Genomic DNA, 21881 nt, shown 5'->3' on the forward strand with positions numbered 1-21881 from the left:
GGCGGTGCAGGGATATTTCGCTCAGGGTTGATAATCCCGGGCCATGGCCAGGGGCAGGTGGTCGGCCAGGTAGTCCACGAAGGCGCGCACCCGTGGCAGCAGGTGGCGGCTGGTGGGGTAGACGGCATAGACCTGGCGCGGGGCATCCGGGTGATCCGGGAGCACCTGGGCCAGGCGCCCGGAGGCCAGCGCGGGGTCCGCGAGAAACGATGGCAGCCAGCCAATTCCTGAACCGGCGATCAACAGTTCGCGCAGCATCAGGCTGTTGTTCACCGTGACCCGGGCACCCTGGGGCGCACCGGCGGGGGCTTGCTGGCTCAGGCTGTACTGCAGTTGCGCGTGGCCCTCCAGCTCGGCGAGCGAGGCGGGATGCCCGTGCTTTTCCAGGTAGGTGGGGGCGGCGCACAGCACCTGGCGCAGCGTGGCCAATTGGCGCGCGATCAGCGAAGAATCCGGCAGCGCCGGGGCCAGGCGGATCGACACGTCGAAGCCCTGGCTCACCGCTTCGACCAGGCGATCCTCCATCACCAGGTCCAGTTCCACCCCGGGGTGCTCGCGCAGGAAACCGGCGAACAGCGGCGCGAGGGTGCTCAGGGCGAACGACAGCGGCGCGTTGACCCGCAGCTTGCCACTGACCTGCCGCGACTCCTCGTGGACCGACCGCTCCAGTTGCTCCAGTTCATCGAGCAACTGGCAGCAACGCTCGTAGTAGGCCTGGCCGGTCGCGGTCAGGCTCATGCGTCGAGTCGTGCGCTGCAGCAGCACCGTGCCGAGATGGGCTTCCAGGGTGCGCAACTGCTTGCTCAGCCCGGCGGCGGAAAGGTTGAGGTCGTCGGCGGCCTTGCCCAGCCCGCCGAGTTCGACGATGCGCCGGAACGAGCGCATCAGGGTAAAGGTGTCCATGCCCGCCATCCCTGTTGATGAGGCGGGCTATTTGATCAGATCCGGAAGCGCGCGACGACCTGGCTGAGGTCTTCGGCCAGGCGCGACAGTTCGTTGCTCGACGCACTGATCTGGTTGGCGCCCTGGGTCGACTCCCCGGACAGGTCGCGGATGTTGACGATATTGCGGTCCACCTCCCGGGCCACCTGGGCCTGTTCCTCGGCGGCGCTGGCGATCACCAGGTTGCGTTCGGAAATCTCGCTGACCGAGTCGCTGATCCGCACCAGCGACTCGCCGGCGCCACGGGCCATGTCCAGGGTGGAGGCGGCGCGCTGGCAACTGCCGAGCATGGCCTCCAGCGCCTGCGCCGAGCCGCTGCGGATGGCGTTGACCATGCCGTCGATTTCCAGGGTCGATTGCTGGGTCCGGTGGGCGAGGGCACGGACCTCGTCGGCGACCACCGCGAAACCGCGCCCGGACTCGCCGGCGCGGGCCGCCTCGATGGCGGCGTTGAGGGCGAGCAGGTTGGTCTGTTCGGCGATGGCACGAATCACGTCGAGCACCTTGCCGATGTCCTGCGACTGCTCGACCAGCGCGCGCACCAGGCCGGCGGTGCCCTGCACGTCATCGCTGAGGCTGCGGATCGATTCCACGGTTTCCAGGACCCGGGTCTGTCCGGCGCGGGCGGCGCTGCTGGTCTGTCCGGAGGCCTCGCAGGTCGAGGCGGCATTGCGCGCCACTTCCTCCACCGCCGAGGTCATCTCGTTGACGGCGGTGGCGGCCTGCTCGATCTCGGCGTTCTGCTGGTGCAGGCCGCGGTAGCTGTCTTCGGTGACCGTGTTCAGTTCGGTCGCGGCGCAGGCGAGGCGGGTGGCGGAGTCGCTGATATGGCGCATGGCCGAGCTCAGGTTGTGCTGCATCTGTTGCAGCGCGCGCTGCAGGCGGGTCACCTCGTCATTGCCTTCGACGTCGAGCCGCTGGCTCAGGTCGCCGGCGGCCACGTGCTCGGCGGCACGCACGGCCTGCTGCAGCGGGCGCACGATGCCGCGGGTCAGCCACAGGGCCAGGGCGATGGTCGCGAGGGCGGCGCCCGCGATGAAGACCAGGATGATCCGCAGCGAGCGCTGGTACTGCTGTTCGGCGGCCTTGCCCTCGGCGTCGATCTGCCGGCTGTAGAGCTCGCCGAAGTCGGCCAGTTGCCGGCCCGAGGCATCGACGACCGCCTTCATGTCCACCAGCAGCAGCTGGTTCAGGCCGGCGCTGTCGTTGCGGCGGGCCAGTTCGAAGGAGCGTTCCAGGCCATTGCGGTACTCCGCGAGGCTGGCGCGAAAGTCTTTCGCCAGGGTGCTTTCCTCCGCGGTATCGATGAAGCCGTCGAGCAGCGCCAGCTTGCTGTCCAGGTCTTTCAGGCGCGTGTCCATCTGGCCCTGGTAGGTCGAGGTGTTGGCTGGATTCGGGTCGAGGGCCATGCGCAGGGAAATGGTGCGCACCCGCAGCATCACTTCGCGGATATCACCGATGACCCGCAGGCTGGGCACCCAGTTGGTTTCGACGGCGACTTCGCTCTGCCGAATGGCCTGCATCTGCACCACGGCAAACCCGCCGAGCAGGGCGACCAGCAGGGCAATCAGGGTGAAGCCGAGGCCGGCACGGCGGGCGATGGAGAGGTGGCGCAGGTTCATGGCGGCAGTCCGTGTGAGATCGGGTTCTTGTAGTTGTATGATAACTAAACACTTTTCTTGGCCCTTCAGGGTGTCCCCGAGAGGAATCAGGGTAAAAAGTAGCCATTTTATAGCGCAGAAAGAGGACGAACGGTAGAAAGAAGTCTGATGACTGGTGGTGAATCCTGGTTTTCGGGACTAGTCATCGTACAACTTGTACGATAACCTACCTCTCACTTGCCCACCCCACCCTGCTTCTCAAGCGCCACAGGATGCCTACAACAATGAATCCACAAGAACTGCGCTCCATCCTCTCCCATGGCCTGCTGTCGTTCCCTGTCACCGACTTCAACGCCCAGGGCGACTTCAACCCCGCCGGCTACATCAAGCGCCTGGAATGGCTCGCGCCCTACGGCGCCAGCGCCCTGTTCGCCGCCGGCGGCACCGGTGAGTTCTTCTCCCTGGCCGCCAGCGAATACAGCCAGGTGATCAAGACCGCGGTGGACACCTGCGCCGGTTCCGTGCCGATCCTCGCCGGTGTCGGCGGCGCCACTCGCCAGGCCATCGAATACGCGCAAGAGGCCGAGCGCCTGGGTGCCAAGGGCCTGCTGCTGCTGCCGCACTACCTGACCGAAGCCAGCCAGGACGGCGTCGCCGCCCATGTCGAGGCGGTGTGCAAGTCGGTGAACATCGGTGTGGTCGTCTACAACCGCAACGTCTGCCGTCTCAATGCCAGCCAGCTGGAACAACTGGCCGAGCGCTGCCCGAACCTGATCGGCTACAAGGACGGCCTGGGCGATATCGAGTTGATGGTGTCCATCCGTCGCCGCCTGGGCGATCGCTTCAGCTACCTGGGTGGCCTGCCGACCGCCGAGGTATATGCTGCGGCCTACAAGGCACTGGGCGTGCCGGTCTACTCCTCGGCGGTGTTCAACTTCGTGCCGAAGACCGCGATGGACTTCTACAACGCCATCGCCCGCGACGACCACGCCACCGTCGGCAAGCTGATCGATGACTTCTTCCTGCCGTACCTGGATCTGCGCAACCGCAAGGCCGGCTACGCCGTGAGCATCGTCAAGGCGGGCGCGAAGATCGCCGGCTACGACGCGGGTCCGGTTCGCACCCCGCTGACCGACCTGACCGCCGCCGAGTACGAGATGCTCGCCGCCCTGATGGACAAGATGGGTCCGCAATAAGCGCCAGACCCCGCGGCCTGCCAGATGCCGCACCCCGGAGCGGGAACCCCGCTCCGGCTATCACTCATGACCCCGCACAAAAATAATTAGTGGGAGTACTTTCAGATGCACGCGACTAAAAAGACGCATGTCCGCTATCTGATCCTGTTCATGCTGTTCCTTGTGACCACGATCAACTACGCCGATCGCGCCACGATCTCCATCGCCGGCTCCAGCCTGCAGAAAGACCTCGGCATCGATGCCGTCACCCTCGGCTATATCTTCTCCGCCTTCGGCTGGGCCTATGTGCTCGGGCAGATTCCCGGCGGCTGGTTGCTGGACCGCTTCGGCTCGAAGAAGGTCTACGCCTTCAGCATCTTCACCTGGTCGCTGTTCACCGTGCTGCAGGGCTTCGTCGGCTACATGCCGGTGGCCAACGCGATCATCGCCCTGTTCATGCTGCGCTTCCTCGTCGGCTTCGCCGAAGCGCCGTCGTTCCCCGGCAATGCGCGCATCGTCGCGGCCTGGTTCCCCACCGCCGAACGCGGCACCGCCTCGGCGATCTTCAACTCCGCGCAATATTTCGCCACCGTGCTGTTCGCGCCGCTGATGGGCTGGATCGTCCATGCCTGGGGTTGGGAGCATGTGTTCATCGTCATGGGCGTGCTCGGTATCGGCTTCTCCCTGGTCTGGCTGAAACTGGTCTACAACCCCAAGGAACACCCGATGATCGGCGCCGAGGAACTGGCCCACATCGAGCAGAACGGCGGTCTGGTGGATATGGACAAGCCGCGCGCCGGCGGCAACGGCGGACCGAAGTGGGGCTACATCAAGCAGCTGCTGTCCAGCCGCATGATGCTCGGCGTCTACCTCGGCCAGTACTGCATCAACGCCATTACCTACTTCTTCCTCACCTGGTTCCCGGTGTACCTGGTGCAGGAGCGCGGCATGTCGATCCTCAAGGCCGGCTTCATCGCCTCGCTGCCGGCGATCTGCGGCTTCATCGGCGGTGTGCTCGGCGGCATCATTTCCGATCACCTGCTGCGTCGCGGCAACTCGCTGACCTTCGCGCGCAAGGCACCGATCGTCATCGGCCTGCTGCTGTCCACCTCGATGGTGATCTGCAACTACGTCGACGCCGAATGGATGGTGGTCGGCATCATGGCCCTGGCGTTCTTCGGCAAAGGCCTCGGCGCGCTGGGCTGGGCGGTGGTCTCGGACACCTCGCCGAAGCAGATCGCCGGCCTGTCGGGCGGCATGTTCAACACCTTCGGCAACATCGCTTCGATCACCACGCCGATCATCATCGGCTACATCATCAGCGCCACCGGCTCGTTCAAGTGGGCCCTGGTGTATGTCGGCGCCAACGCCCTGGTGGCGGTGTTCAGCTACCTGGTGATCGTCGGTCCGATCAAGCGCATCGAGCTGCGTGATGCACCGCGGGACGACGCCACCCCCGCGCAGTCCGCCAAGCTGGCCGACTCGCGCAACTGAAACAAGCACGCGGCGCCCGGCCATGGCCGGGCGCTGGCGGATGAACAAAGCCTGGGAACCCACAAGAAGGTCACCACCATGCAGTTGATCGAAACTTCCGACTCGCCCCGCTATGTCCGCCTGCATGACGACGACAATGTCGTGGTGGTGGTCAATGACGGCGGCCTGGGCGAGGGTGCCCGCTTCGCCGATGGCCTGACCCTGGTCGAAGGCGTGCCGCAGAGTCACAAGGTCGCCGTGACCGACATCCGCGAGGGTGAGCCGGTGCGCCGTTATGGCCAGATCATCGGCTATGCCCTGGAAGACCTGCGCCGTGGCAGCTGGGTCAAGGAGAGCCAACTGGCCATGCCGGCGGCGCCGGAGCTGGACAGCCTGCCGCGCTGCGATGCGGTGCCCGCCGCGCTGCCGCCGCTGGAGGGCTTCACCTTCGAGGGCTACCGCAACGCCGACGGTACCGTCGGTACGCGCAATATCCTCGGCATCACCACCACCGTGCAGTGCGTCACCGGTGTGCTCGATCACGCGGTCAAGCGCATCCGCGAAGAGCTGCTGCCGAAGTACCCCAACGTCGACGACGTGGTCGCCCTGACCCACAGCTACGGCTGTGGCGTGGCGATCAATGCGCGCGACGCCTATATCCCGATTCGCACCGTGCGCAACCTGGCGCGCAACCCCAACCTGGGCGGCGAGGCGCTGGTGATCAGCCTGGGCTGCGAGAAACTGCAGGCCGGCCAGGTGATGCACGACAACGATCCGTCCGTCGACCTCAGCGAACCCTGGCTGTATCGCCTGCAGGACGCCAGCCTCGGCTTCGTCGAGATGATCGAGCAGATCATGGCCCTGGCCGAAGCGCGTCTGATCAAGCTTGATCAGCGTCGCCGCGAGACCGTGCCGGCCAGCGAGCTGATTCTCGGCATGCAGTGCGGCGGCAGCGATGCCTTTTCCGGCATCACCGCCAACCCGGCGCTGGGCTATGCCGCCGACCTGCTGGTGCGGGCCGGTGCCACCGTGCTGTTCTCCGAGGTGACCGAAGTCCGCGATGCCATCTACATGCTCACCTCCCGCGCCGAAACGCCGGAAGTCGCCGAGGCCCTGGTGCGCGAGATGGACTGGTACGACCGCTACCTGGAGCGTGGCGAAGCCGACCGCAGCGCCAACACCACGCCTGGCAACAAGAAGGGTGGCTTGTCGAACATCGTCGAGAAATCCCTCGGCTCCATCGTCAAGTCCGGCAGCGGCGCCATTCAGGGTGTGGTCGGTCCGGGCGAGCGGGTCGCGCGCAAGGGCCTGATCTTCTGCGCCACGCCGGCCAGCGACTTCGTCTGCGGCACCTTGCAACTGGCGGCCGGGATGAACCTGCACGTCTTCACCACCGGTCGCGGCACGCCCTACGGGCTGGCCATGGCGCCGGTGGTCAAGGTCTGCACCCGCAGCGAGCTGGCCCAGCGCTGGCCCGACCTGATCGATATCGACGCCGGCCGCATCGCTACCGGCCGCGCCACCATCGAGGAGCTGGGCTGGGAGCTGTTCCACTACTACCTGGACGTCGCCAGCGGCCGCAAACAGACCTGGGCCGAGCAGCACAAGCTGCACAACGACATCACCCTGTTCAACCCGGCGCCCATCACCTGATCCAACGAACATCACGGTCCCCTGTAGGAGCGAGCGTGCTCGCGAAGGCCTGCGTAGCAGGCCCCGATGGCTACTCAAATCCCACTTCTCCCCGGAGCCCCTCCAATGCCTGAGATCCTCGGCCACAACTTCATCGCCGGCCAGCGCAGCGCCGCTGGTTCGCAACGCCTGCACAGCCTCGACGCCAGCACCGGCGAAGCGCTGCCCTACAGCTTCGCCCAGGCCACCGAAAGCGAAGTCGACCAGGCCGCTCGCGCCGCCGCCGCCGCTTTCGGCGAGTACCGCCAGCTGGCTCCGGCCCGTCGCGCCGAATTCCTCAACACCATCGCCGCCGAACTGGATGAGCTGGACGACAGCTTCATCGCCACCGTCTGCCGCGAAACCGCGCTGCCCGCGGCGCGCATCCAGGGCGAGCGCGCGCGTACCAGCGGGCAGCTTCGCCTGTTCGCCCAGGTCCTGCGCCGCGGTGATTTCCTCGGTGCGCGCATCGACCTCGCGCTGCCTGACCGTCAGCCGCTGCCACGGGTGGATATTCGCCAGATGCGCATCGGCGTCGGCCCGGTCGCGGTGTTCGGCGCGAGCAACTTCCCGCTGGCATTCTCCACCGCCGGTGGCGATACCGCCGCGGCCCTGGCGGCTGGTTGCCCGGTCGTGTTCAAGGCCCACAGCGGCCACATGGCCACCGCCGATCTGGTGGCTGGTGCGATCCAGCGCGCCGCCGAGCGTACCGGCATGCCCAAGGGCGTCTTCAACATGGTCTTCGGTGGTGGCGTGGGCGAGTGGCTGGTCAAGCACCCGGCGATCCAGGCGGTAGGCTTCACCGGTTCGTTGAAGGGCGGCGATGCCCTGTGTCGCATGGCGGCCGAGCGTCCGCAGCCGATTCCGGTGTTCGCCGAGATGTCCAGCATCAACCCGGTGATCGTGCTGCCGGGCGCGCTGGCCAAGCGTGGTGAGGCGATCGCGCGCGAGCTGGCCGGTTCGGTGACCATGGGCTGCGGCCAGTTCTGCACCAACCCGGGCCTGGTGATCGGCCTGCAGTCGTCGGCGTTCAGTGAATTGCTCGGCAACCTCGGCCAGCACCTCGACCAGCAGGCGGGGCAGACCATGCTCAACGCTGGCGGTCTGCGCAGTTATGTGGCGGGGCTGGAGCATCTCCAGGCTCATGCCGGCATTCAGCACCTGGCGGGCCAGGCGCAGGAAGGTGCTCAGGCGCGGGCACAGCTGTTCAAGGCCGATGCGCGGCTGCTGGTGGAGTCCGATGCGCTGCTGCAGGAAGAGGTCTTCGGGCCGACCACGGTGGCGGTCGAAGTGCGTGACGACGAGGAACTGCGCGCTGCGCTGCTGGGCCTGCGTGGACAACTGACCGCCACCCTGATCGGCGAGCCGGAAGACCTGGAATCCTTCGCCTGGCTGGTGCCGTTGCTGGAAGAGAAGGTGGGACGGATTCTGATCAATGGCTATCCGACCGGGGTCGAGGTGTGTGATGCCATGGTTCATGGCGGCCCCTATCCGGCGACCTCCGATGCTCGCGGGACGTCGGTCGGCACCCTGGCCATCGATCGCTTCCTGCGCCCGGTGTGCTACCAGAACTACCCGCAGTCGCTGCTGCCCGAGGCACTGCGTGACGACAACCCGCTGAACCTGCGGCGCCTGGTGAACGGGCAGTGGAGCAAAGGTGTGATCGGCTGATCAGCCAAACAGAAAGCCCCGCATCGCGGGGCTTTTTTCTGGGGCTCAGGGGCGCAGGGTTTCCTGCTTTTCCGCATCTTCATGGGCCTGGCGCAGGCGCTCCCGGCTGTTGCTCAGGTGCATGCGCATCGCCATCTTCGCCCCTTCGCTGTCGCGTCGGGCGATGGCTTCGTAGATCGCTTCATGTTCGTGGTGCAGACGCCCCAGGTAATGGGGCTGGTCGTCGTGGGCCAGGCGTGCCGAATTCAGCCGGGTCCGCGGAATGATGCTGGTGCCCAGGTGATTGATGATATCGGCGAAATAGTGATTGCCGCTGGCCTGGGCGATCTGCAGGTGGAACTGGAAATCCGCCGACACCGCATCCGAGGCATGGGCCGCGCTCTCGTTCAGCTCGTCCAGTGCCGCGCGCATCCCCGCCAGCGCCTCGTCGCTGCGCCGTTGGGCCGCGAGTCCGGCGGACTCCACTTCCAGGGCAATGCGCAACTCCAGGACCGCCAGCACCTCGCGCAGGGTGACGATGGTCGCCGGATCGATGCGGAAACCGCCGCTGTTCGGCAGATCGAGAACGAAGGTGCCGATACCGTGACGGGTCTCCACCTGCCCGGCCGCTTGCAGGCGCGAAATTGCCTCGCGCACCACCGTGCGGCTCACGCCTTCCTCGGCCATGATCTGCGATTCGGTGGGAAGCTTGTCGCCGCGCTTGAGCTGGCCGCTGCGGATTCGTTCGGTCAGCACCGCGACCAGTTCCTGAGCCAGGCTACGCGGCTTGCGCCGGGGCTGGACCTGTACCTGCTGCTCTGTCATGCCCTGTACATTCACATGGAGAAAACAGCGCTCATCATAGCTGATGCAGTTGTACGATCACATGGCTGGCGTAGGGTTTTGTGGAAAAGAAAAAGCCGCGCATTCGCGCGGCTTTCTTGAGTATCTGGTGGGCCCACACGGACTCGAACCGTGGACCAAAGGATTATGAGTCCTCTGCTCTAACCGACTGAGCTATAGGCCCCAGTGGTCGCGGATTATATCGAGGGATTCCAGGCAGTGCCATCCGAAAGATCGGAAAGTACTATGCGCAGAAACGACTCGGCGAAGGCATCCGCCGGCAGCGGCAGGCTGACGATGTAGCCCTGGATCTGTTCGCAGCCCTCGCTGGCGAGGAATTGCTGCTGTGCGTCGGTCTCCACGCCCTCGGCGATGATGGTCAGTTGCATGCTGCGGCCCAGGGCGATGATGGCGCGGGCGATGGCCGCGTCGTTGGCGTCGTCGGGCAGGCCGCGGATGAACGACTGGTCGATCTTGAGGATGTCCAGCGGCAGGCGCTTGAGGTAACTGAGGGACGAGTAACCGGTGCCGAAGTCGTCGATCGCCAGTTGCACGCCCAGGCGCTTGAGCTGGTGCAGGATGGCCAGGCTTTCCTCGGCCTGGCTCATGATGAAGTTCTCGGTGATTTCCAGTTGCAGGTCACCGGCCCTGAGCTGGCAGGTCTTGAGCAGCTGTTCGATGCGTCGCACCAGTCCCGGCTGGCGCAACTGGGCGCCGGCCAGGTTGACCGACAGCGGGCCGAACGCCTGGTACTGGCGCTTCCACGCCTGCATCTGCTGGCAGGCGTGCTCCAGCACCCAGTCGCCCAGTTGCAGGATCATGCCGTTCTCTTCCGCCAGCGGGATGAAATGCTCCGGCGGAACCTCGCCAAAGGTCGGGTTTCTCCAGCGAATCAGCGCTTCGGCACCCACCAGTTGGTGGGTTTTCAGGCTCAGCTTGGGCTGGAAGTACAGGCTCAGTTCATTGCGTTCGATGGCGCGGCGCAGTTCGTGTTCGAGGGCGATGCGTTCGCTGGCCTGGGCCGTGAGGTCGCGGGTGTAGGCCTCGACCCGGTTGCGGCCCTTGGCCTTGGAGCGGTACATGGCCGCGTCGGCGTTGCGGATCAGCGAGGGCACGTCGCTGCCGTCCTGCGGATACAGGCTGATGCCGATGCTGGCGCTGGAGAAGAACTCATGGTCGCCGGCCTGGAAGGGCGCGTTGAAGCAGGTCAGGACTTTGTGCGCGATATGCTCGGCATCGCTGGCCTGGTGCAGGCCCGGCAGGAGGATGATGAATTCGTCGCCACCCAGGCGGGCGACGGTGTCGATGTCGCGCACCTGCTCCTTGAGCCGATGGGCGATCGCCTTGAGCAGCAGGTCGCCGACCGGGTGGCCGAGGCTGTCGTTGATGTGCTTGAAACGATCGAGGTCGAGAAACAGTACCGCACCCTGGCGGCTGGCCCCTTGTGGGCAGCTCAGCGCGGCCTGCAGGCGGTTTTCGAACAGTGTGCGATTGGGCAGGCCGGTGAGGGGGTCGTGATGGGCCTGGTAGTCGAGCTTGGCCTGGGCATGCTTGAGGCTGGAAATGTCGGCGAAGACAGCGACGAAGTGCGTGGTCCCGAGCTCCGGATTGCGCACCGCGCTGATGGTCAGCCAACTGGGGTAGAGCTCGCCATTCTTGCGTCGGTTGAAGATCTCGCCCTGCCAATGGCCCTCGGCGTTCAACTGATGCCACATGGCAGCGTAGAAGGCGCTGTCGTGCTGGCCGGAGGCGAGCAGGCGCGGGGTCTGGCCGAGGGTTTCGGCCTCGCTGTAGCCGGTGATTTCGCTGAAGGCCCGATTGACCGCACTGATGCGCTGGTCGGTATCGGTGATGAGCACGCCTTCGGCGGTGTTTTCGAACACGGTGGCAGCCAGTTGCAGTTTTTCCTGCATCTGGTGGCGGTCGGTGATATCGCGGGCGATGGTCAGCATGCAGTCGGTCCCGCCAATCGGCAGGGGGCGCGCCGACAGCTCGCAGAGACGAATCTGACCGTCGGCACGGCGCAGGTTGCAACTGAAGTCGCTGACGAAGCCGTCTTTCTTCAGCAGTTCGAGCATCTGCCGCCGTTCGTTGAGGTCGACCCAGATACCCAGGTCGATGGCGGTATGGTCCAGGGACGACTGGGTGTCGAAACCGGTCAGGCGGCAGAAACCTTCGTTGACCTCCAGCAGCAGGCCGTCGCTCTGGCGTGACAGCAGCATGCCGTCGGGGGAGGCGTGGAAGGCCTTGGCGAACTTCTCCTCGGAAATCTGCAGTTGCCGCTGGGTTTCCTTGAGCTGGCTGATATCGCGTACCGCCACGACCAGGGCCGGGGTGCTTTCCAGGTCGAAGGATTCCGCCGAGACCAGGCCGGTGAAGAGTTGCCCGTTGCTGCGCCGGAAGGTCATTTCCAGGTTGCGTACGCTGCCCCGTTGCAGGCGCTCCAGCAGGCTCGGGCCGATGCCTTCGACGCCCCAGATATTCAGCTCGGTGGCGGTGCGCCCCACCACCTGGGAGGGGCCCATGCCGATCTGCTCCTCGAAGGTCTCGTTGACCTCCAGCAGGCAGCCGTCGCTCAGGCGGGCAATCACCAGGATGTCCGGGCACTGGTGAAAGACCGAGGCGAATTTTTCTTCCGACAGGCGCAGCGCCTGTTCGGTGTGCTTGGCCTCGCTGATATCGATCATCAGACCGCGCATCACTGGTTTGTGGCCATGCTCGATGAGGCTGACGATATCGCGGATCCACAGGGTCCTGCCGTCGGCGCGGATGACCCGGTAATCGAGGCTGTGATCGCGGCCGGCGGCACTCTCGGCATCGCAGTAGGCCTGGGCCCAGAGGGCGTCATCGGGGTGCAGGATCGAGCGCCAGAAGCCGGGTTTCAGCCAGTCGCTCAAGGGATAGCCGAGCAGGTCCTCGGCATGGGGGGAGACGTAGTTGTAGGTGAAATCGTTGGCATCGGCTTCCCAGGCGATGGCCGACAGGCTCTCCACCAGCCCGCGATAGTGGTATTCGCTGCTGCGCAGTTCCTGCTCCAGGGCGATGCGTCGGGAGATTTCCGAGCTGAGGCGGCGGTTGGCGCGGATCACGATGGCCAGCACCGCGACCAGGACCAGCAGGCCAGGCAGGCCGTACATCAGCAGGTTGCTCCACAGGGGGCGCTGGTCGAGGACCTTGCCGACCCAGCGCTCCTGGATGCCGCTGATTTCCTCGGGACTCATGTCGGCGAGCACCTTGTCGAGGATGCCGATCAGCATCTGCTGTTCCCGTGGAGCTCCCATGGCGAGTTGATAGCGATAGGGCGTCTCGCCGCTGACGTGCAAGCCTTCCAGCTTGAGCTGGCGCAGGCTCCAGACGCTGGACGCCAGGTCACCGACGACCGCGTCGACTTCATTGGTGGCCAGGGCCTGCAGGGCCGCGCTGACATTGGGCAGGGCAACCAGGTTGAGGTCCGGGTGCTGGGCGCGCAGCAGTTCATGGGGGGCGTAGTTTTCCACCACGGCGATCTTCAGTCCGTAGAGGTCCTTGATCGACCCAGGTTGCGGACCGCCATCATGGGCGAGGATGACGATCGGAAAGTCCAGGTAAGGTCGGGTGAACGACAGGTAGGCCTGACGTTCCGGCGTGGACATGATCCCCGGCATCAGGTCGAGCTGGTTGTGCCGCGCTTTTTCCAGCACAGCGGTCCAGCTGACCGGCTCGATCGGCTCGAACTCGATCCCCAGGCGTTTCTCGATCACAGCGATGTAGTCGGCAGCCAGTCCCTGGTAATGGCCTTCCTGGTCTCGGTATTCGAAAGGTGGCCATGAAGCATCAACGCCGAGGCGCAGCCTGGGATGGGCATCGAGCCAGGTCTGTTCTTCGTCGGTCAGGGTCAGGGCGCCGGCCACTGCGCTCCAGAGGAACAAGAGCGGCAGCAGAAAGGCCGGCAATCTCGGCATAGCGCCCTCGTCGATCTGATGAATAGATTCGAGTGTAGACGGGCATTTCGCCGTCAGGGAGCAGGTGGGCGGGTGTTTGTCGGCGCATAAAGAAAAACCCCGGCGGGTGCCGGGGTTTCTCGTGTTACTCGTCGAGGAAGGAGCGCAGATGCTCGCTTCGGGTCGGGTGGCGCAGCTTGCGCAGCGCCTTGGCTTCGATCTGACGGATCCGCTCGCGGGTCACGTCGAACTGCTTGCCGACTTCTTCGAGGGTGTGATCGGTGTTCATGTCGATACCGAAACGCATGCGCAGCACCTTGGCTTCGCGTGCGGTCAGGCCCGAGAGCACGTCACGGGTCGCTTCCTTGAGGCTTTCGACGGTGGCGACATCGATTGGCGACTGCATGGTCGAGTCCTCGATGAAGTCACCCAGATGCGAATCTTCGTCGTCACCGATCGGGGTTTCCATGGAGATCGGCTCTTTGGCGATCTTCAATACCTTGCGGATCTTGTCCTCGGGCATTTCCATGCGCTCGCCCAGCTCTTCCGGCGTCGGTTCGCGACCCATTTCCTGGAGCATCTGCCGGGAAATACGGTTGAGCTTGTTGATCGTCTCGATCATGTGCACCGGAATACGGATGGTGCGCGCCTGGTCGGCGATCGAACGGGTGATCGCCTGGCGGATCCACCAGGTGGCGTAGGTCGAGAACTTGTAGCCGCGACGGTATTCGAACTTGTCCACCGCCTTCATCAGGCCGATGTTGCCTTCCTGGATCAGATCGAGGAACTGCAGGCCGCGGTTGGTGTACTTCTTGGCGATCGAGATCACCAGACGCAGGTTGGCCTCGACCATTTCCTTCTTGGCGCGACGAGCCTTGGCTTCACCGATCGACATGCGACGGTTGATGTCCTTGATCTCGGCGATGGTCAGGCCGGTTTCGGCTTCGAGGTCGACCAGCTTCTGCTGGCAACGCACGATGTCAGCATCCAGGCGACCCAAGGCCTCGGCCCATTTGGTGCTGCGCTTGGAGAGGTCGCCGCTCCAGGTCAGGTCGACTTCGTTGCTCGGGAACAGACGCAGGAAGTCGGCACGCGGCATGCGCGCGTCACGGACGCACAGTTGCATGATGGCGCGTTCCTGGGCGCGCAGGCGATCCAGGGAGCCGCGGACGCGCTCGACCAGGCCTTCGAACTGCTTCGGCACCAGTTTGATCGGCATGAACAGTTCAGCCAGGGCCAGCAGTTCGGCAACGCCCTGCTTGCTAGCGCGGCCGTGCTTCTTCAGGACCTTGACGGTGGCTTCGAGCTGCTCGGCGACAGCGCCGAAACGCTGGCGAGCGACTTCCGGATCGGGACCGCTTTCGGTCTCTTCCTCGTCGTCGCCGCTCTCGTCCTTTTCTTCCTCGTCGTCGTCGCTTTCTTCGGCCGCAGCGGCCTTGGTGTCGACGGGCGGTGGCATCTCGGTCGGGGCCGCGATGCTGTCATCCGGGTCGATGTAGCCGCTCAGGACGTCGGACAGGCGACCGCCTTCCGCGGTGACGCGATCGTATTCGCCGAGGATGTATTCGACGGTCCCGGGGAAGTGGGCGATAGCGCCCATCACTTCACGGATACCTTCCTCGATCCGCTTGGCGATTTCGATTTCGCCTTCACGGGTCAGGAGTTCGACGGTACCCATTTCGCGCATGTACATGCGCACCGGGTCGGTGGTGCGACCAATGTCGGTTTCCACAGCCGCCAGCGCAGCAGCGGCTTCTTCGGCCGCGGCTTCGTCGGTGTCGGCTTCGGCCAACAAAAGGGCATCCGCATCCGGAGCACTCTCGAATACGTTGATCCCCATGTCGTTGATCATGCGGATGATGTCTTCCACCTGTTCCGGATCTGAAATATCCTCCGGCAGGTGGTCGTTGACCTCCGCGTAAGTCAGGTAGCCCTGCTCACGACCGCGGGTGATCAACTCTTTGATGCGAGACTGCTGTTGCGCTTTTCCGGACATAACACCCTATCCACTGAAGGTCTTGGCGGGCAAAAAACAAGCCGAGGATTATACCCGAGCATGGACCTCACGCGCCAGTTGAGGTCGGGGTTTGTGCGGGAACATTGCGACTGAGCAGGTCGCGCAGCTGATTTTTTTCCTCTGCGCTCAATTCGCTTTGACGTGCTTTTCGGAGCAGATGTTCCAGGCTGCGCTCGCGTTGGCGAGCGGACAAGCTAGTTATAGTGTCGAAAAACTGTTGTTCAAGGTTGTCGGCATCGATCAGCCATTCCTTTTCCGCCAGTGCCCGCAGCAGACGTCCCTGTTCGGTGCCGTGCCAGCGCGCGATCAGCTGTAGTGAGCGTAGCTCAGGATTCTTTTGCAGCGCTTCGAGCAATGCCACCAGAAGCTGTGCGTAGAGGTGTTCTTCGTCGGCGAAATGACTGGCGTCCTCGACCTTGCGGGCAAGCGCGGGGTGGTGCAGCAAGGTACGCAGCGCGCTGAGCGTCGGTGGCTCGACCGAGGTCGGCACCCGCGGCGGGTGATTCTGTTGCTTGCCGTTGCGATCCCAGGGCTTGCCGCCTTTCTTGTCCCACGGCTTGCCGTCCCATTTCTTTTTCTGTCCGCCACCCTGGTTTGGCGTCCACTGCTGTTGTGGCTGCGCCTGAAAATGCTCGGCGTGGTGGAAATCGCTGTAGTCCGGGGCGTAGTCGGGGACAGCATCGTAGTCGATGCCCGGGTCGTAGGCCGGCGGCATCTCCCGTGGTGCGCTCTGGGCCAGCTGTTCGACCTGCTGGTTATCCAGTCCGGTGATTTCCTTCAGGCGATTGCGCATCAGCGCACGCAGGTTGGCACCTGGCACCTTGTCGATCAGCGGCGCGGCGAGGGTGGCCATGTGCGCCTTGCCCTCCAGTGAGCGCGGGTCGGCTTCTTCGGTCAGTTGCTGGAAGAAGTAGTCGGCCAGCGGCTGAGCGTGCTGGTTGATCCGCGCCCGGAAGGCGTCGGTGCCTTCCGCGCGGACCAGGCTGTCCGGGTCTTCGCCTTCGGGCAGGAACAGGAAGCGCGCCTTGCGTCCGTCCTGCAGGCTCGACAGCGCGGCCTCCAGGGCGCGCCAGGCGGCGTTGCGGCCAGCCTGGTCGCCGTCGAAGCAGAACAGCACGCTGGGCACCACGCGGAACAGGCGCTTGAGGTGCTCTTCGCTGGTCGCCGTGCCCAGGGTCGCCACTGCGTTGCGCAAGCCTTGCTGGGCCAGGGCGATGACGTCCATGTAGCCCTCGACGACGATGATCTCGTCGAGGTTGCGATTGAACTTGCGCGCCTCGTACAGCCCGTACAGCTCCTGCCCCTTGTGAAACACCGGGGTTTCCGGGGAGTTGAGGTACTTGGGCTTGTCGTCGCCAAGGACCCGGCCGCCGAAGGCGATGACCCGGCCGCGGCTGTCGCGGATCGGGAACATCACCCGGTCACGGAAGCGGTCGTAGCGTTTGCCGGTCTCGGCGTTCTCGATCAGCAGCCCGGCATCGATCATGGCCTTCTGCTGCAGGGTATCGCTGCTCAGGTGCTTGAACAGGTTGTCCCAGCCTGGCGGGGCGAAGCCCAGGCCGAAGTCCCGGGCGATTTCTCCGGACAGCCCGCGGCCCTTGAGGTATTCCACCGCTGCCTTGCGGGTCGGGTGGCTCTTCAGGGCTTGGCGGTAGAACTCGGCGGCGGCGCTGAGCAGCGGATACAGCGGCGAGTCGGTAGGCTGGCGTGGTTTGTGACCGCGGCCACCGTCTTCGCGGGGGACTTCCATGCCGGCCGCTTTCGCCAGTTCCTCGACGGCCTGGGGAAAGTCCAGGTTGTCGTGGTCCATGATGAAGCCGAGGGCATTGCCGCCGGCGCCGCAACCGAAGCAGTAGTAGAACTGCTTGTCCGGGCTGACGCTGAAGGACGGTGTCTTTTCCTTGTGGAATGGACAGCACGCGGTGAGGTTCTTGCCGGCCTTTTTCAGTTGGACGCGAGAACTCACCACATCGACGATGTCGGTGCGGTTGAGAAGGTCGTCAATGAAACTCTGGGGTATCAGCCCGGCCATGGCTCTCTCGTCATCAGGCGATCATCGAAAGTCTATCGCTAATGCTGCGGGAACGACGGTGCATTCGAAGCGAGGTCGAATGGCAAACGCAAGAAGCGGAAGAAGATGTGCTCGTCGGTAACCCGTTAGGGCTCGTCAGGAGTGACGTGCACGGCTGGCGTTGAAGCCAGTTCTGACGATCAGGGCAGACTTGCCCGCGCTGGGAACCAGTCTGGGCGTCTCCGGCGATACGACAGGTGTCGTGGCTGGAGTGAACAGCTGAATCGACTGCCGGCAGCCCGGCTTTGGGCCGGGCGAGGCAGAAGCTTGCGACGAACGTCTGTATCAGTACAGACGAACGGCGCGGCGCTGTTCGCGCTGAACTTTCTTGGCGTGACGCTTAACAGCAGCAGCTGCTTTGCGCTTACGCTCGGAAGTCGGCTTCTCGTAAAATTCGCGGCTACGAACTTCAGCCAGTACACCGGCTTTTTCGCAGGAGCGCTTGAAACGACGCAGAGCTACGTCGAAGGGTTCGTTCTCTTTAACTTTGACGGCTGGCATCCAGAGCTACCTTCATTCATTACCGGGGTCAACGAACTCGTGGCAGAAATGTGCACTGGAGTACGTCGGTTTTTAAGGGTTGCGGATGTTAACCCTTAGCCGGGCGGAATGCAAAGCCTCTGATCGAAAACCGCTGGTCGGCATCGGGAGCGGGGACTATCATGCGCGCCTTCGAATTCAGCCTCGAGAAGGCAAGGACCCATGCTAGTACTGGGATTGGAAACATCCTGCGATGAAACCGGCGTCGCCCTCTACGACAGCGAGCGCGGTCTGCTGGCCGACGCGCTGTTCAGCCAGATCGACCTGCACCGCGTCTACGGCGGCGTGGTGCCGGAGCTCGCCTCCCGCGACCATGTGAAGCGCATGCTGCCGCTGATCCGTCAGGTGCTGGACGAGGCGAACTGCGTCGCCACCGACATCGATGCCATCGCCTATACCGCCGGCCCTGGCCTGGTCGGTGCGCTGCTGGTCGGCGCGTCCTGTGCCCAGGCGCTGGCGTTCGCCTGGGGTATCCCGGCGCTGGGTGTGCATCATATGGAAGGTCATCTGCTGGCGCCAATGCTCGAAGAGCAACCGCCGGAGTTTCCGTTCGTCGCCTTGCTGGTGTCCGGTGGCCACACCCAACTGGTGCGGGTCGATGGCATCGGCCGTTACGAACTGCTCGGCGAGTCGCTGGACGACGCCGCCGGCGAAGCCTTCGACAAGACCGCCAAGCTGATCGGCCTGCCCTATCCTGGTGGTCCGGAAATCGCCCGTCTGGCGACTCAGGGCGTGCCGGGGCGCTTCGTCTTCCCGCGGCCGATGACCGATCGTCCGGGACTGGATTTCAGTTTCAGCGGGCTGAAGACCTTCGCCCTGAACACCTGGCAGCAATGTCGCAATGCCGGCGACGACAGCGAGCAAACCCGCTGCGACATCTCGCTGGCCTTCCAGCAGGCGGTGGTGGAGACTCTGACCATCAAATGCCGCCGCGCCCTCAAACAGACGGGGCTCAAGCGCCTGGTGATCGCCGGTGGCGTCAGCGCCAACAAGGCCTTGCGCGAGTCGCTGGAGGAAATGACCGCCGGGCTCAAGGGCAACGTGTTCTACGCCCGTCCGAAATTCTGCACCGACAATGGCGCGATGATCGCCTACGCCGGTTGCCAGCGCCTTGCCGCGGGCCAGCAGGAAACGCTGGCGATCAGCGTGCAGGCGCGTTGGCCGATGGAGCAGTTGCAGGCGATCTGAGCCCGAACCGGACTCATGCCCGACGCTTAGAAGTGTCGTTCGCGTCCGGCGAACAGGTCGCGTAGATTGCCGCGGTGGCGCCAGACGATGAGCAGGGTCAGGACCGTCATCGGCAGCAGCGCCTCCGGTTCGCGCCAGGCCAGCAACGGCAGGGTCAGGGGCGTGGCGATCAGCGCGGCTAGCGAGCTGGTGCGAGTGAGGTAGAACGTCAGCAGCCAACTGCAAATGGCCAGCAGGGCGGCCGGTGGATACAGGCCGAGAAGCATGCCGGCGGCGGTGGCGACACCCTTGCCGCCGCGGAAGCGGAAATACAGCGGAAACAGGTGGCCGATCACCGCGCAGAGGCCGATCCAGGCTTGTTGCTGCTGGTCCAGACCAGCCGTCTGGGCGAGCAGGATCGGCACCAGGCCCTTGCACAGGTCGCCAAGCAGGGTCAGGATCGCCAGTTTGCGCCCCGCCAGCCGCAACATGTTGGTGGCGCCGGCATTGCCTGAACCGCTCATGCGCGGATCGGGACTGCCGCTCAGGCGGCTGAGGACGATGGCGAAGGACAGAGAGCCGAGCAGGTAGGCGAACACCGCCAGTAACCAAAACATGCTAACTATTCCGGGCAAGGACGCCCCAGATTCTAACGGCGCAAGGCGCCCTTGTCGTGCTGTGGAGAGAAGTGCTTGGACAGAGTGTTCATCGAGGGGCTGGAAGTCGATACGGTGATCGGTGCCTACGACTGGGAGCGCGGCATTCGCCAGTGTCTGCGACTGGACCTGCGGTTTGCCTGGGATAACCGCCCGGCGGCGGCGGGAGACGACCTCACCCTTGCCCTGGACTATGCCAGCGTTTCGGCACGTATCCAGGCGTTCGCCGAGCAGGCGCAGTTCCAGTTGGTGGAAACCTTCGCCGAGCGTTTGGCCCAGGTATTGATGGATGAATTCAACATTCCCTGGTTGCAGTTGAAGCTGACCAAACCTGGTGCGGTCCCCGCGGCCACTGGTGGGGTTGGCGTGGAGATCGAGCGCGGATGCCTCTGATACGGGTCTACCTGGGTCTCGGCAGCAATGTCGAGCGCGAGCGGCACCTCGGTGCAGGTCTCGACGCGTTGGCCGGCTTTCTCCAGCAGATGCACTGCTCGCCGGTATTCGAAAGCCAGGCGGTGGGAATCAAGAGTGGGCCGTTCTTCAATCTGGTGGTGACCGGTCTGACCGATCTACCCCTGATCGAACTGGATCGCCGGCTCAAGTTCATCGAGGCCGACAATGGCCGTTACGCCCCGGATCGCAAGGGCTTGCCGCTGGATATCGATGTACTGATGTACGGTGACCTGCACGGCAACTTCGATGGTCTGGTCCTGCCTCGCGCCGAGATACTGAAGAATGCCTTCGTGCTCTGGCCGTTTTCGCTCATCGCGCCAGAGCTGATCCATCCGGGCGCGGGCAAGAGCATGGCGCAGTTGTGGGGTGAGGCGCAGATCGATCAGGTCTTGGCCCCCGTCTCGTTCTTCTGGCAAGACCAGCAACTGACGCCGGGTGTTTGAGGGAAAAGCCGGCTCAGTTGCCGGCATTTTCCTTGTAGGCCTTCAGTGCGTTCAGGCGCGCCTTTTTCAGTGCTTCACCCAAAGCCTGACCGGTGTAGCCCTGTTCCACCAGCGGCTTCACCGCGACCTTTCGCGCCGTTTCGGCGGCACCGCGCAGAAAATCGGCCTGTGGATAATCACGATCCTCCAGGCCGAGTCGGCCGCGGGCATCCATCTCGCAGGCAACGATGAATTCTTCGAACCGCTGTGGACGACGGTAGACGTCGAAGCGCTGCAGCAACTCCAGCAGGGTGGCGGGACGTAACTCTAGCGCGCGATGACCATGGGTGTGGTACTCGCCCACGAGCATCGCCAGTTCCTGGCAGTCGCGAGGCGCCTTGAAGCGCTGGTTGACTGCTTCGATCAGCTTCAATCCCCGATGTTCGTGGGCGATATGGCGTGGCCATTCGGCTTCCGGCGTGCTGCCCTTGCCCAGGTCGTGCAGCAGGCAGGCCCAGCGCACGGTCAGCGGTTGGCCATGACGGGCAGCCTGCTCCAGAACCGAGAGGGTATGGACGCCGGTATCGACTTCCGGGTGATGGGCGGGCGGTTGTGGCACGCCGAACAACGTGTCCACTTCCGGCATCAGTTGCTTCAGCGCGCCGCAGTCGCGCAGCACCTGGATGAACACCTGTGGGTGATCTTCCATCAATGCCCGGGAAATCTCCTTCCAGCTACGTTCCGGGGTCAGGGCTTGAAGCTCGCCGGAGTCGCTCAACTGACGCATCAGTTCGAGGGTTTCCGGGGCCACGCAGAAGCCGAGGCCGGCAAAGCGCGCGGCAAAGCGTGCGACCCGCAGGACGCGCAGGGGATCTTCGGCGAACGCGGGGGAAACATGGCGTAAAAGCCGGTTGTCGAGGTCCTGCTTGCCCTTGTAGGGATCGGTCAGGTTGCCGTGCTCATCCTCGGCCATGGCGTTGATCGTCAGGTCGCGTCGAATCAGATCCTGTTCGAGGGTGACATCCGGGCTGGCGTGGAACGTGAAGCCGCCATAGCCCACTCCGCTCTTGCGCTCGGTACGGGCAAGCGCGTACTCCTCGCCGCTCTTCGGGTGCAGGAACACCGGGAAATCGCTGCCCACCGGGCGATAGCCCAAGGCTTGCATCTGTTCGGCGGTAGCGCCGACCACCACCCAGTCGTTGTCGGTGATCGACCGGCCGAGCAGGCGGTCGCGCACGGCGCCGCCGACTTTGTAGATCTGCATGAAAAACCTCCGTGAT

Annotated in this window: 16 protein-coding genes, 1 tRNA gene and 1 pseudogene; 7 read left to right on the plus strand and 11 right to left on the minus strand. The window is 64.3% G+C overall.

Translation table 11 applies throughout. The features are described from left to right. Positions 1 to 21: 21 nt before the first annotated feature. The 3 genes and pseudogenes from CHB99_RS17680 to CHB99_RS30660 form a co-directional block, all read right to left on the minus strand. Positions 22 to 903 (minus strand): LysR family transcriptional regulator, encoded by an 882-nt coding sequence (locus tag CHB99_RS17680; RefSeq protein ID WP_042123953.1) that lies wholly within the window; start codon positions 901 to 903, stop codon positions 22 to 24. 35 nt (positions 904 to 938) lie between these two features. Further along, positions 939 to 1802, minus strand: a complete 864-nt coding sequence (locus tag CHB99_RS30655; protein WP_428977847.1) for a methyl-accepting chemotaxis protein — start codon at positions 1800 to 1802, stop codon at positions 939 to 941. Then, a pseudogene (locus CHB99_RS30660) lies at positions 1797 to 2564 on the minus strand (MCP four helix bundle domain-containing protein); the annotation flags it as partial. The pseudogene CHB99_RS30660 and the gene CHB99_RS30655, both read right to left, overlap by 6 nt. A gap of 263 nt (positions 2565 to 2827) precedes the next feature. Here CHB99_RS30660 and kdgD point away from each other — a divergent pair. From kdgD to CHB99_RS17705, 4 genes are all read left to right on the plus strand, one after another. Next, positions 2828 to 3739, plus strand: a complete 912-nt coding sequence (gene kdgD, locus CHB99_RS17690; protein ID WP_042123950.1) for a 5-dehydro-4-deoxyglucarate dehydratase — start codon at positions 2828 to 2830, stop codon at positions 3737 to 3739. A gap of 105 nt (positions 3740 to 3844) precedes the next feature. Beyond that, complete coding sequence (locus CHB99_RS17695; RefSeq protein ID WP_042123948.1) at positions 3845 to 5212, plus strand: MFS transporter; 1368 nt, start codon at positions 3845 to 3847, stop codon at positions 5210 to 5212. A gap of 78 nt (positions 5213 to 5290) precedes the next feature. Next, the gene (gene garD / locus CHB99_RS17700; RefSeq protein ID WP_042123946.1) at positions 5291 to 6844 is read left to right on the plus strand and encodes a galactarate dehydratase; all 1554 of its coding nucleotides are present in this window, start codon (positions 5291 to 5293) and stop codon (positions 6842 to 6844) included. Between the two features lie 105 nt (positions 6845 to 6949). After that, positions 6950 to 8533 carry an aldehyde dehydrogenase (NADP(+)) gene (locus tag CHB99_RS17705; protein ID WP_042123944.1) on the plus strand — a complete coding sequence of 528 codons (1584 nt, stop codon included), beginning with the start codon at positions 6950 to 6952 and terminating at the stop codon, positions 8531 to 8533. A gap of 45 nt (positions 8534 to 8578) precedes the next feature. Here CHB99_RS17705 and CHB99_RS17710 read toward each other — a convergent pair whose 3' ends face one another. The 6 genes from CHB99_RS17710 to rpsU all read right to left on the minus strand — a co-directional run bounded on the left by CHB99_RS17710 (position 8579) and on the right by rpsU (position 17864). After that, on the minus strand, positions 8579 to 9337 hold the full coding sequence (locus CHB99_RS17710) for a FadR/GntR family transcriptional regulator (protein ID WP_042123941.1): 759 nt from the start codon (positions 9335 to 9337) through the stop codon (positions 8579 to 8581). Between the two features lie 125 nt (positions 9338 to 9462). Further along, positions 9463 to 9539, minus strand: a tRNA-Ile gene (locus tag CHB99_RS17715). Between the two features lie 13 nt (positions 9540 to 9552). After that, positions 9553 to 13296, minus strand: coding sequence for a bifunctional diguanylate cyclase/phosphodiesterase (locus CHB99_RS17720; RefSeq protein ID WP_042123939.1), 3744 nt, complete (start codon positions 13294 to 13296; stop codon positions 9553 to 9555). Positions 13297 to 13420: 124 nt separating this feature from the next. Further along, the gene (rpoD, locus tag CHB99_RS17725) at positions 13421 to 15271 is read right to left on the minus strand and encodes an RNA polymerase sigma factor RpoD (RefSeq protein WP_042123937.1); all 1851 of its coding nucleotides are present in this window, start codon (positions 15269 to 15271) and stop codon (positions 13421 to 13423) included. A 67-nt stretch (positions 15272 to 15338) separates the two neighbouring features. Next, positions 15339 to 17324: a DNA primase gene (dnaG, locus tag CHB99_RS17730; protein ID WP_042123935.1), complete on the minus strand. Its 1986-nt coding sequence runs from the start codon at positions 17322 to 17324 to the stop codon at positions 15339 to 15341. 324 nt (positions 17325 to 17648) lie between these two features. Continuing rightward, complete coding sequence (rpsU, locus tag CHB99_RS17735) at positions 17649 to 17864, minus strand: 30S ribosomal protein S21 (RefSeq protein ID WP_002551877.1); 216 nt, start codon at positions 17862 to 17864, stop codon at positions 17649 to 17651. A 201-nt stretch (positions 17865 to 18065) separates the two neighbouring features. On the opposite strand from rpsU, the gene tsaD reads away from it, so the two are divergent. After that, on the plus strand, positions 18066 to 19091 hold the full coding sequence (gene tsaD / locus CHB99_RS17740; protein ID WP_042123933.1) for a tRNA (adenosine(37)-N6)-threonylcarbamoyltransferase complex transferase subunit TsaD: 1026 nt from the start codon (positions 18066 to 18068) through the stop codon (positions 19089 to 19091). A gap of 26 nt (positions 19092 to 19117) precedes the next feature. Here the strand turns inward: tsaD and plsY are convergent, their stop codons facing one another. After that, positions 19118 to 19687, minus strand: a complete 570-nt coding sequence (gene plsY, locus CHB99_RS17745; protein WP_042123930.1) for a glycerol-3-phosphate 1-O-acyltransferase PlsY — start codon at positions 19685 to 19687, stop codon at positions 19118 to 19120. A 75-nt stretch (positions 19688 to 19762) separates the two neighbouring features. On the opposite strand from plsY, the gene folB reads away from it, so the two are divergent. Both folB and folK read left to right on the plus strand, forming a co-directional pair. Then, entirely contained in the window at positions 19763 to 20119 is a 357-nt protein-coding gene (gene folB / locus CHB99_RS17750; RefSeq protein ID WP_042123928.1) for a dihydroneopterin aldolase, read from the plus strand. Continuing rightward, the gene (folK, locus tag CHB99_RS17755; RefSeq protein WP_042123926.1) at positions 20110 to 20622 is read left to right on the plus strand and encodes a 2-amino-4-hydroxy-6-hydroxymethyldihydropteridine diphosphokinase; all 513 of its coding nucleotides are present in this window, start codon (positions 20110 to 20112) and stop codon (positions 20620 to 20622) included. Before folB ends, folK begins: the two co-directional genes overlap by 10 nt. A gap of 13 nt (positions 20623 to 20635) precedes the next feature. On the opposite strand, the gene CHB99_RS17760 is transcribed toward folK, so the two are convergent. Further along, entirely contained in the window at positions 20636 to 21865 is a 1230-nt protein-coding gene (locus CHB99_RS17760; RefSeq protein WP_042123924.1) for a multifunctional CCA addition/repair protein, read from the minus strand. Positions 21866 to 21881 lie beyond the last annotated feature (16 nt).

It is taken from the genome of Pseudomonas japonica, from assembly GCF_900188455.1.
Taxonomy (GTDB): Bacteria; Pseudomonadota; Gammaproteobacteria; order Pseudomonadales; family Pseudomonadaceae; genus Aquipseudomonas; species Aquipseudomonas japonica.

Bases quoted from the DNA above. Each gene is read 5' to 3' on its own strand.
- CHB99_RS17720 (WP_042123939.1), bottom strand. From the start codon at position 13,296: ATGCCGAGATTGCCGGCCTTTCTGCTGCCGCTCTTGTTCCTCTGGAGC.
- garD (WP_042123946.1), top strand. From the start codon at position 5,291: ATGCAGTTGATCGAAACTTCCGACTCGCCCCGCTATGTCCGCCTGCAT.
- CHB99_RS30655 (WP_428977847.1), bottom strand. From the start codon at position 1,802: ATGCAGCACAACCTGAGCTCGGCCATGCGCCATATCAGCGACTCCGCC.
- dnaG (WP_042123935.1), bottom strand. From the start codon at position 17,324: ATGGCCGGGCTGATACCCCAGAGTTTCATTGACGACCTTCTCAACCGC.
- CHB99_RS17760 (WP_042123924.1), bottom strand. From the start codon at position 21,865: ATGCAGATCTACAAAGTCGGCGGCGCCGTGCGCGACCGCCTGCTCGGC.
- CHB99_RS17710 (WP_042123941.1), bottom strand. From the start codon at position 9,337: ATGACAGAGCAGCAGGTACAGGTCCAGCCCCGGCGCAAGCCGCGTAGC.
- CHB99_RS17680 (WP_042123953.1), bottom strand. From the start codon at position 903: ATGGACACCTTTACCCTGATGCGCTCGTTCCGGCGCATCGTCGAACTC.
- folK (WP_042123926.1), top strand. From the start codon at position 20,110: ATGCCTCTGATACGGGTCTACCTGGGTCTCGGCAGCAATGTCGAGCGC.
- kdgD (WP_042123950.1), top strand. From the start codon at position 2,828: ATGAATCCACAAGAACTGCGCTCCATCCTCTCCCATGGCCTGCTGTCG.
- tsaD (WP_042123933.1), top strand. From the start codon at position 18,066: ATGCTAGTACTGGGATTGGAAACATCCTGCGATGAAACCGGCGTCGCC.
- plsY (WP_042123930.1), bottom strand. From the start codon at position 19,687: ATGTTTTGGTTACTGGCGGTGTTCGCCTACCTGCTCGGCTCTCTGTCC.
- CHB99_RS17705 (WP_042123944.1), top strand. From the start codon at position 6,950: ATGCCTGAGATCCTCGGCCACAACTTCATCGCCGGCCAGCGCAGCGCC.
- rpoD (WP_042123937.1), bottom strand. From the start codon at position 15,271: ATGTCCGGAAAAGCGCAACAGCAGTCTCGCATCAAAGAGTTGATCACC.
- CHB99_RS17695 (WP_042123948.1), top strand. From the start codon at position 3,845: ATGCACGCGACTAAAAAGACGCATGTCCGCTATCTGATCCTGTTCATG.
- rpsU (WP_002551877.1), bottom strand. From the start codon at position 17,864: ATGCCAGCCGTCAAAGTTAAAGAGAACGAACCCTTCGACGTAGCTCTG.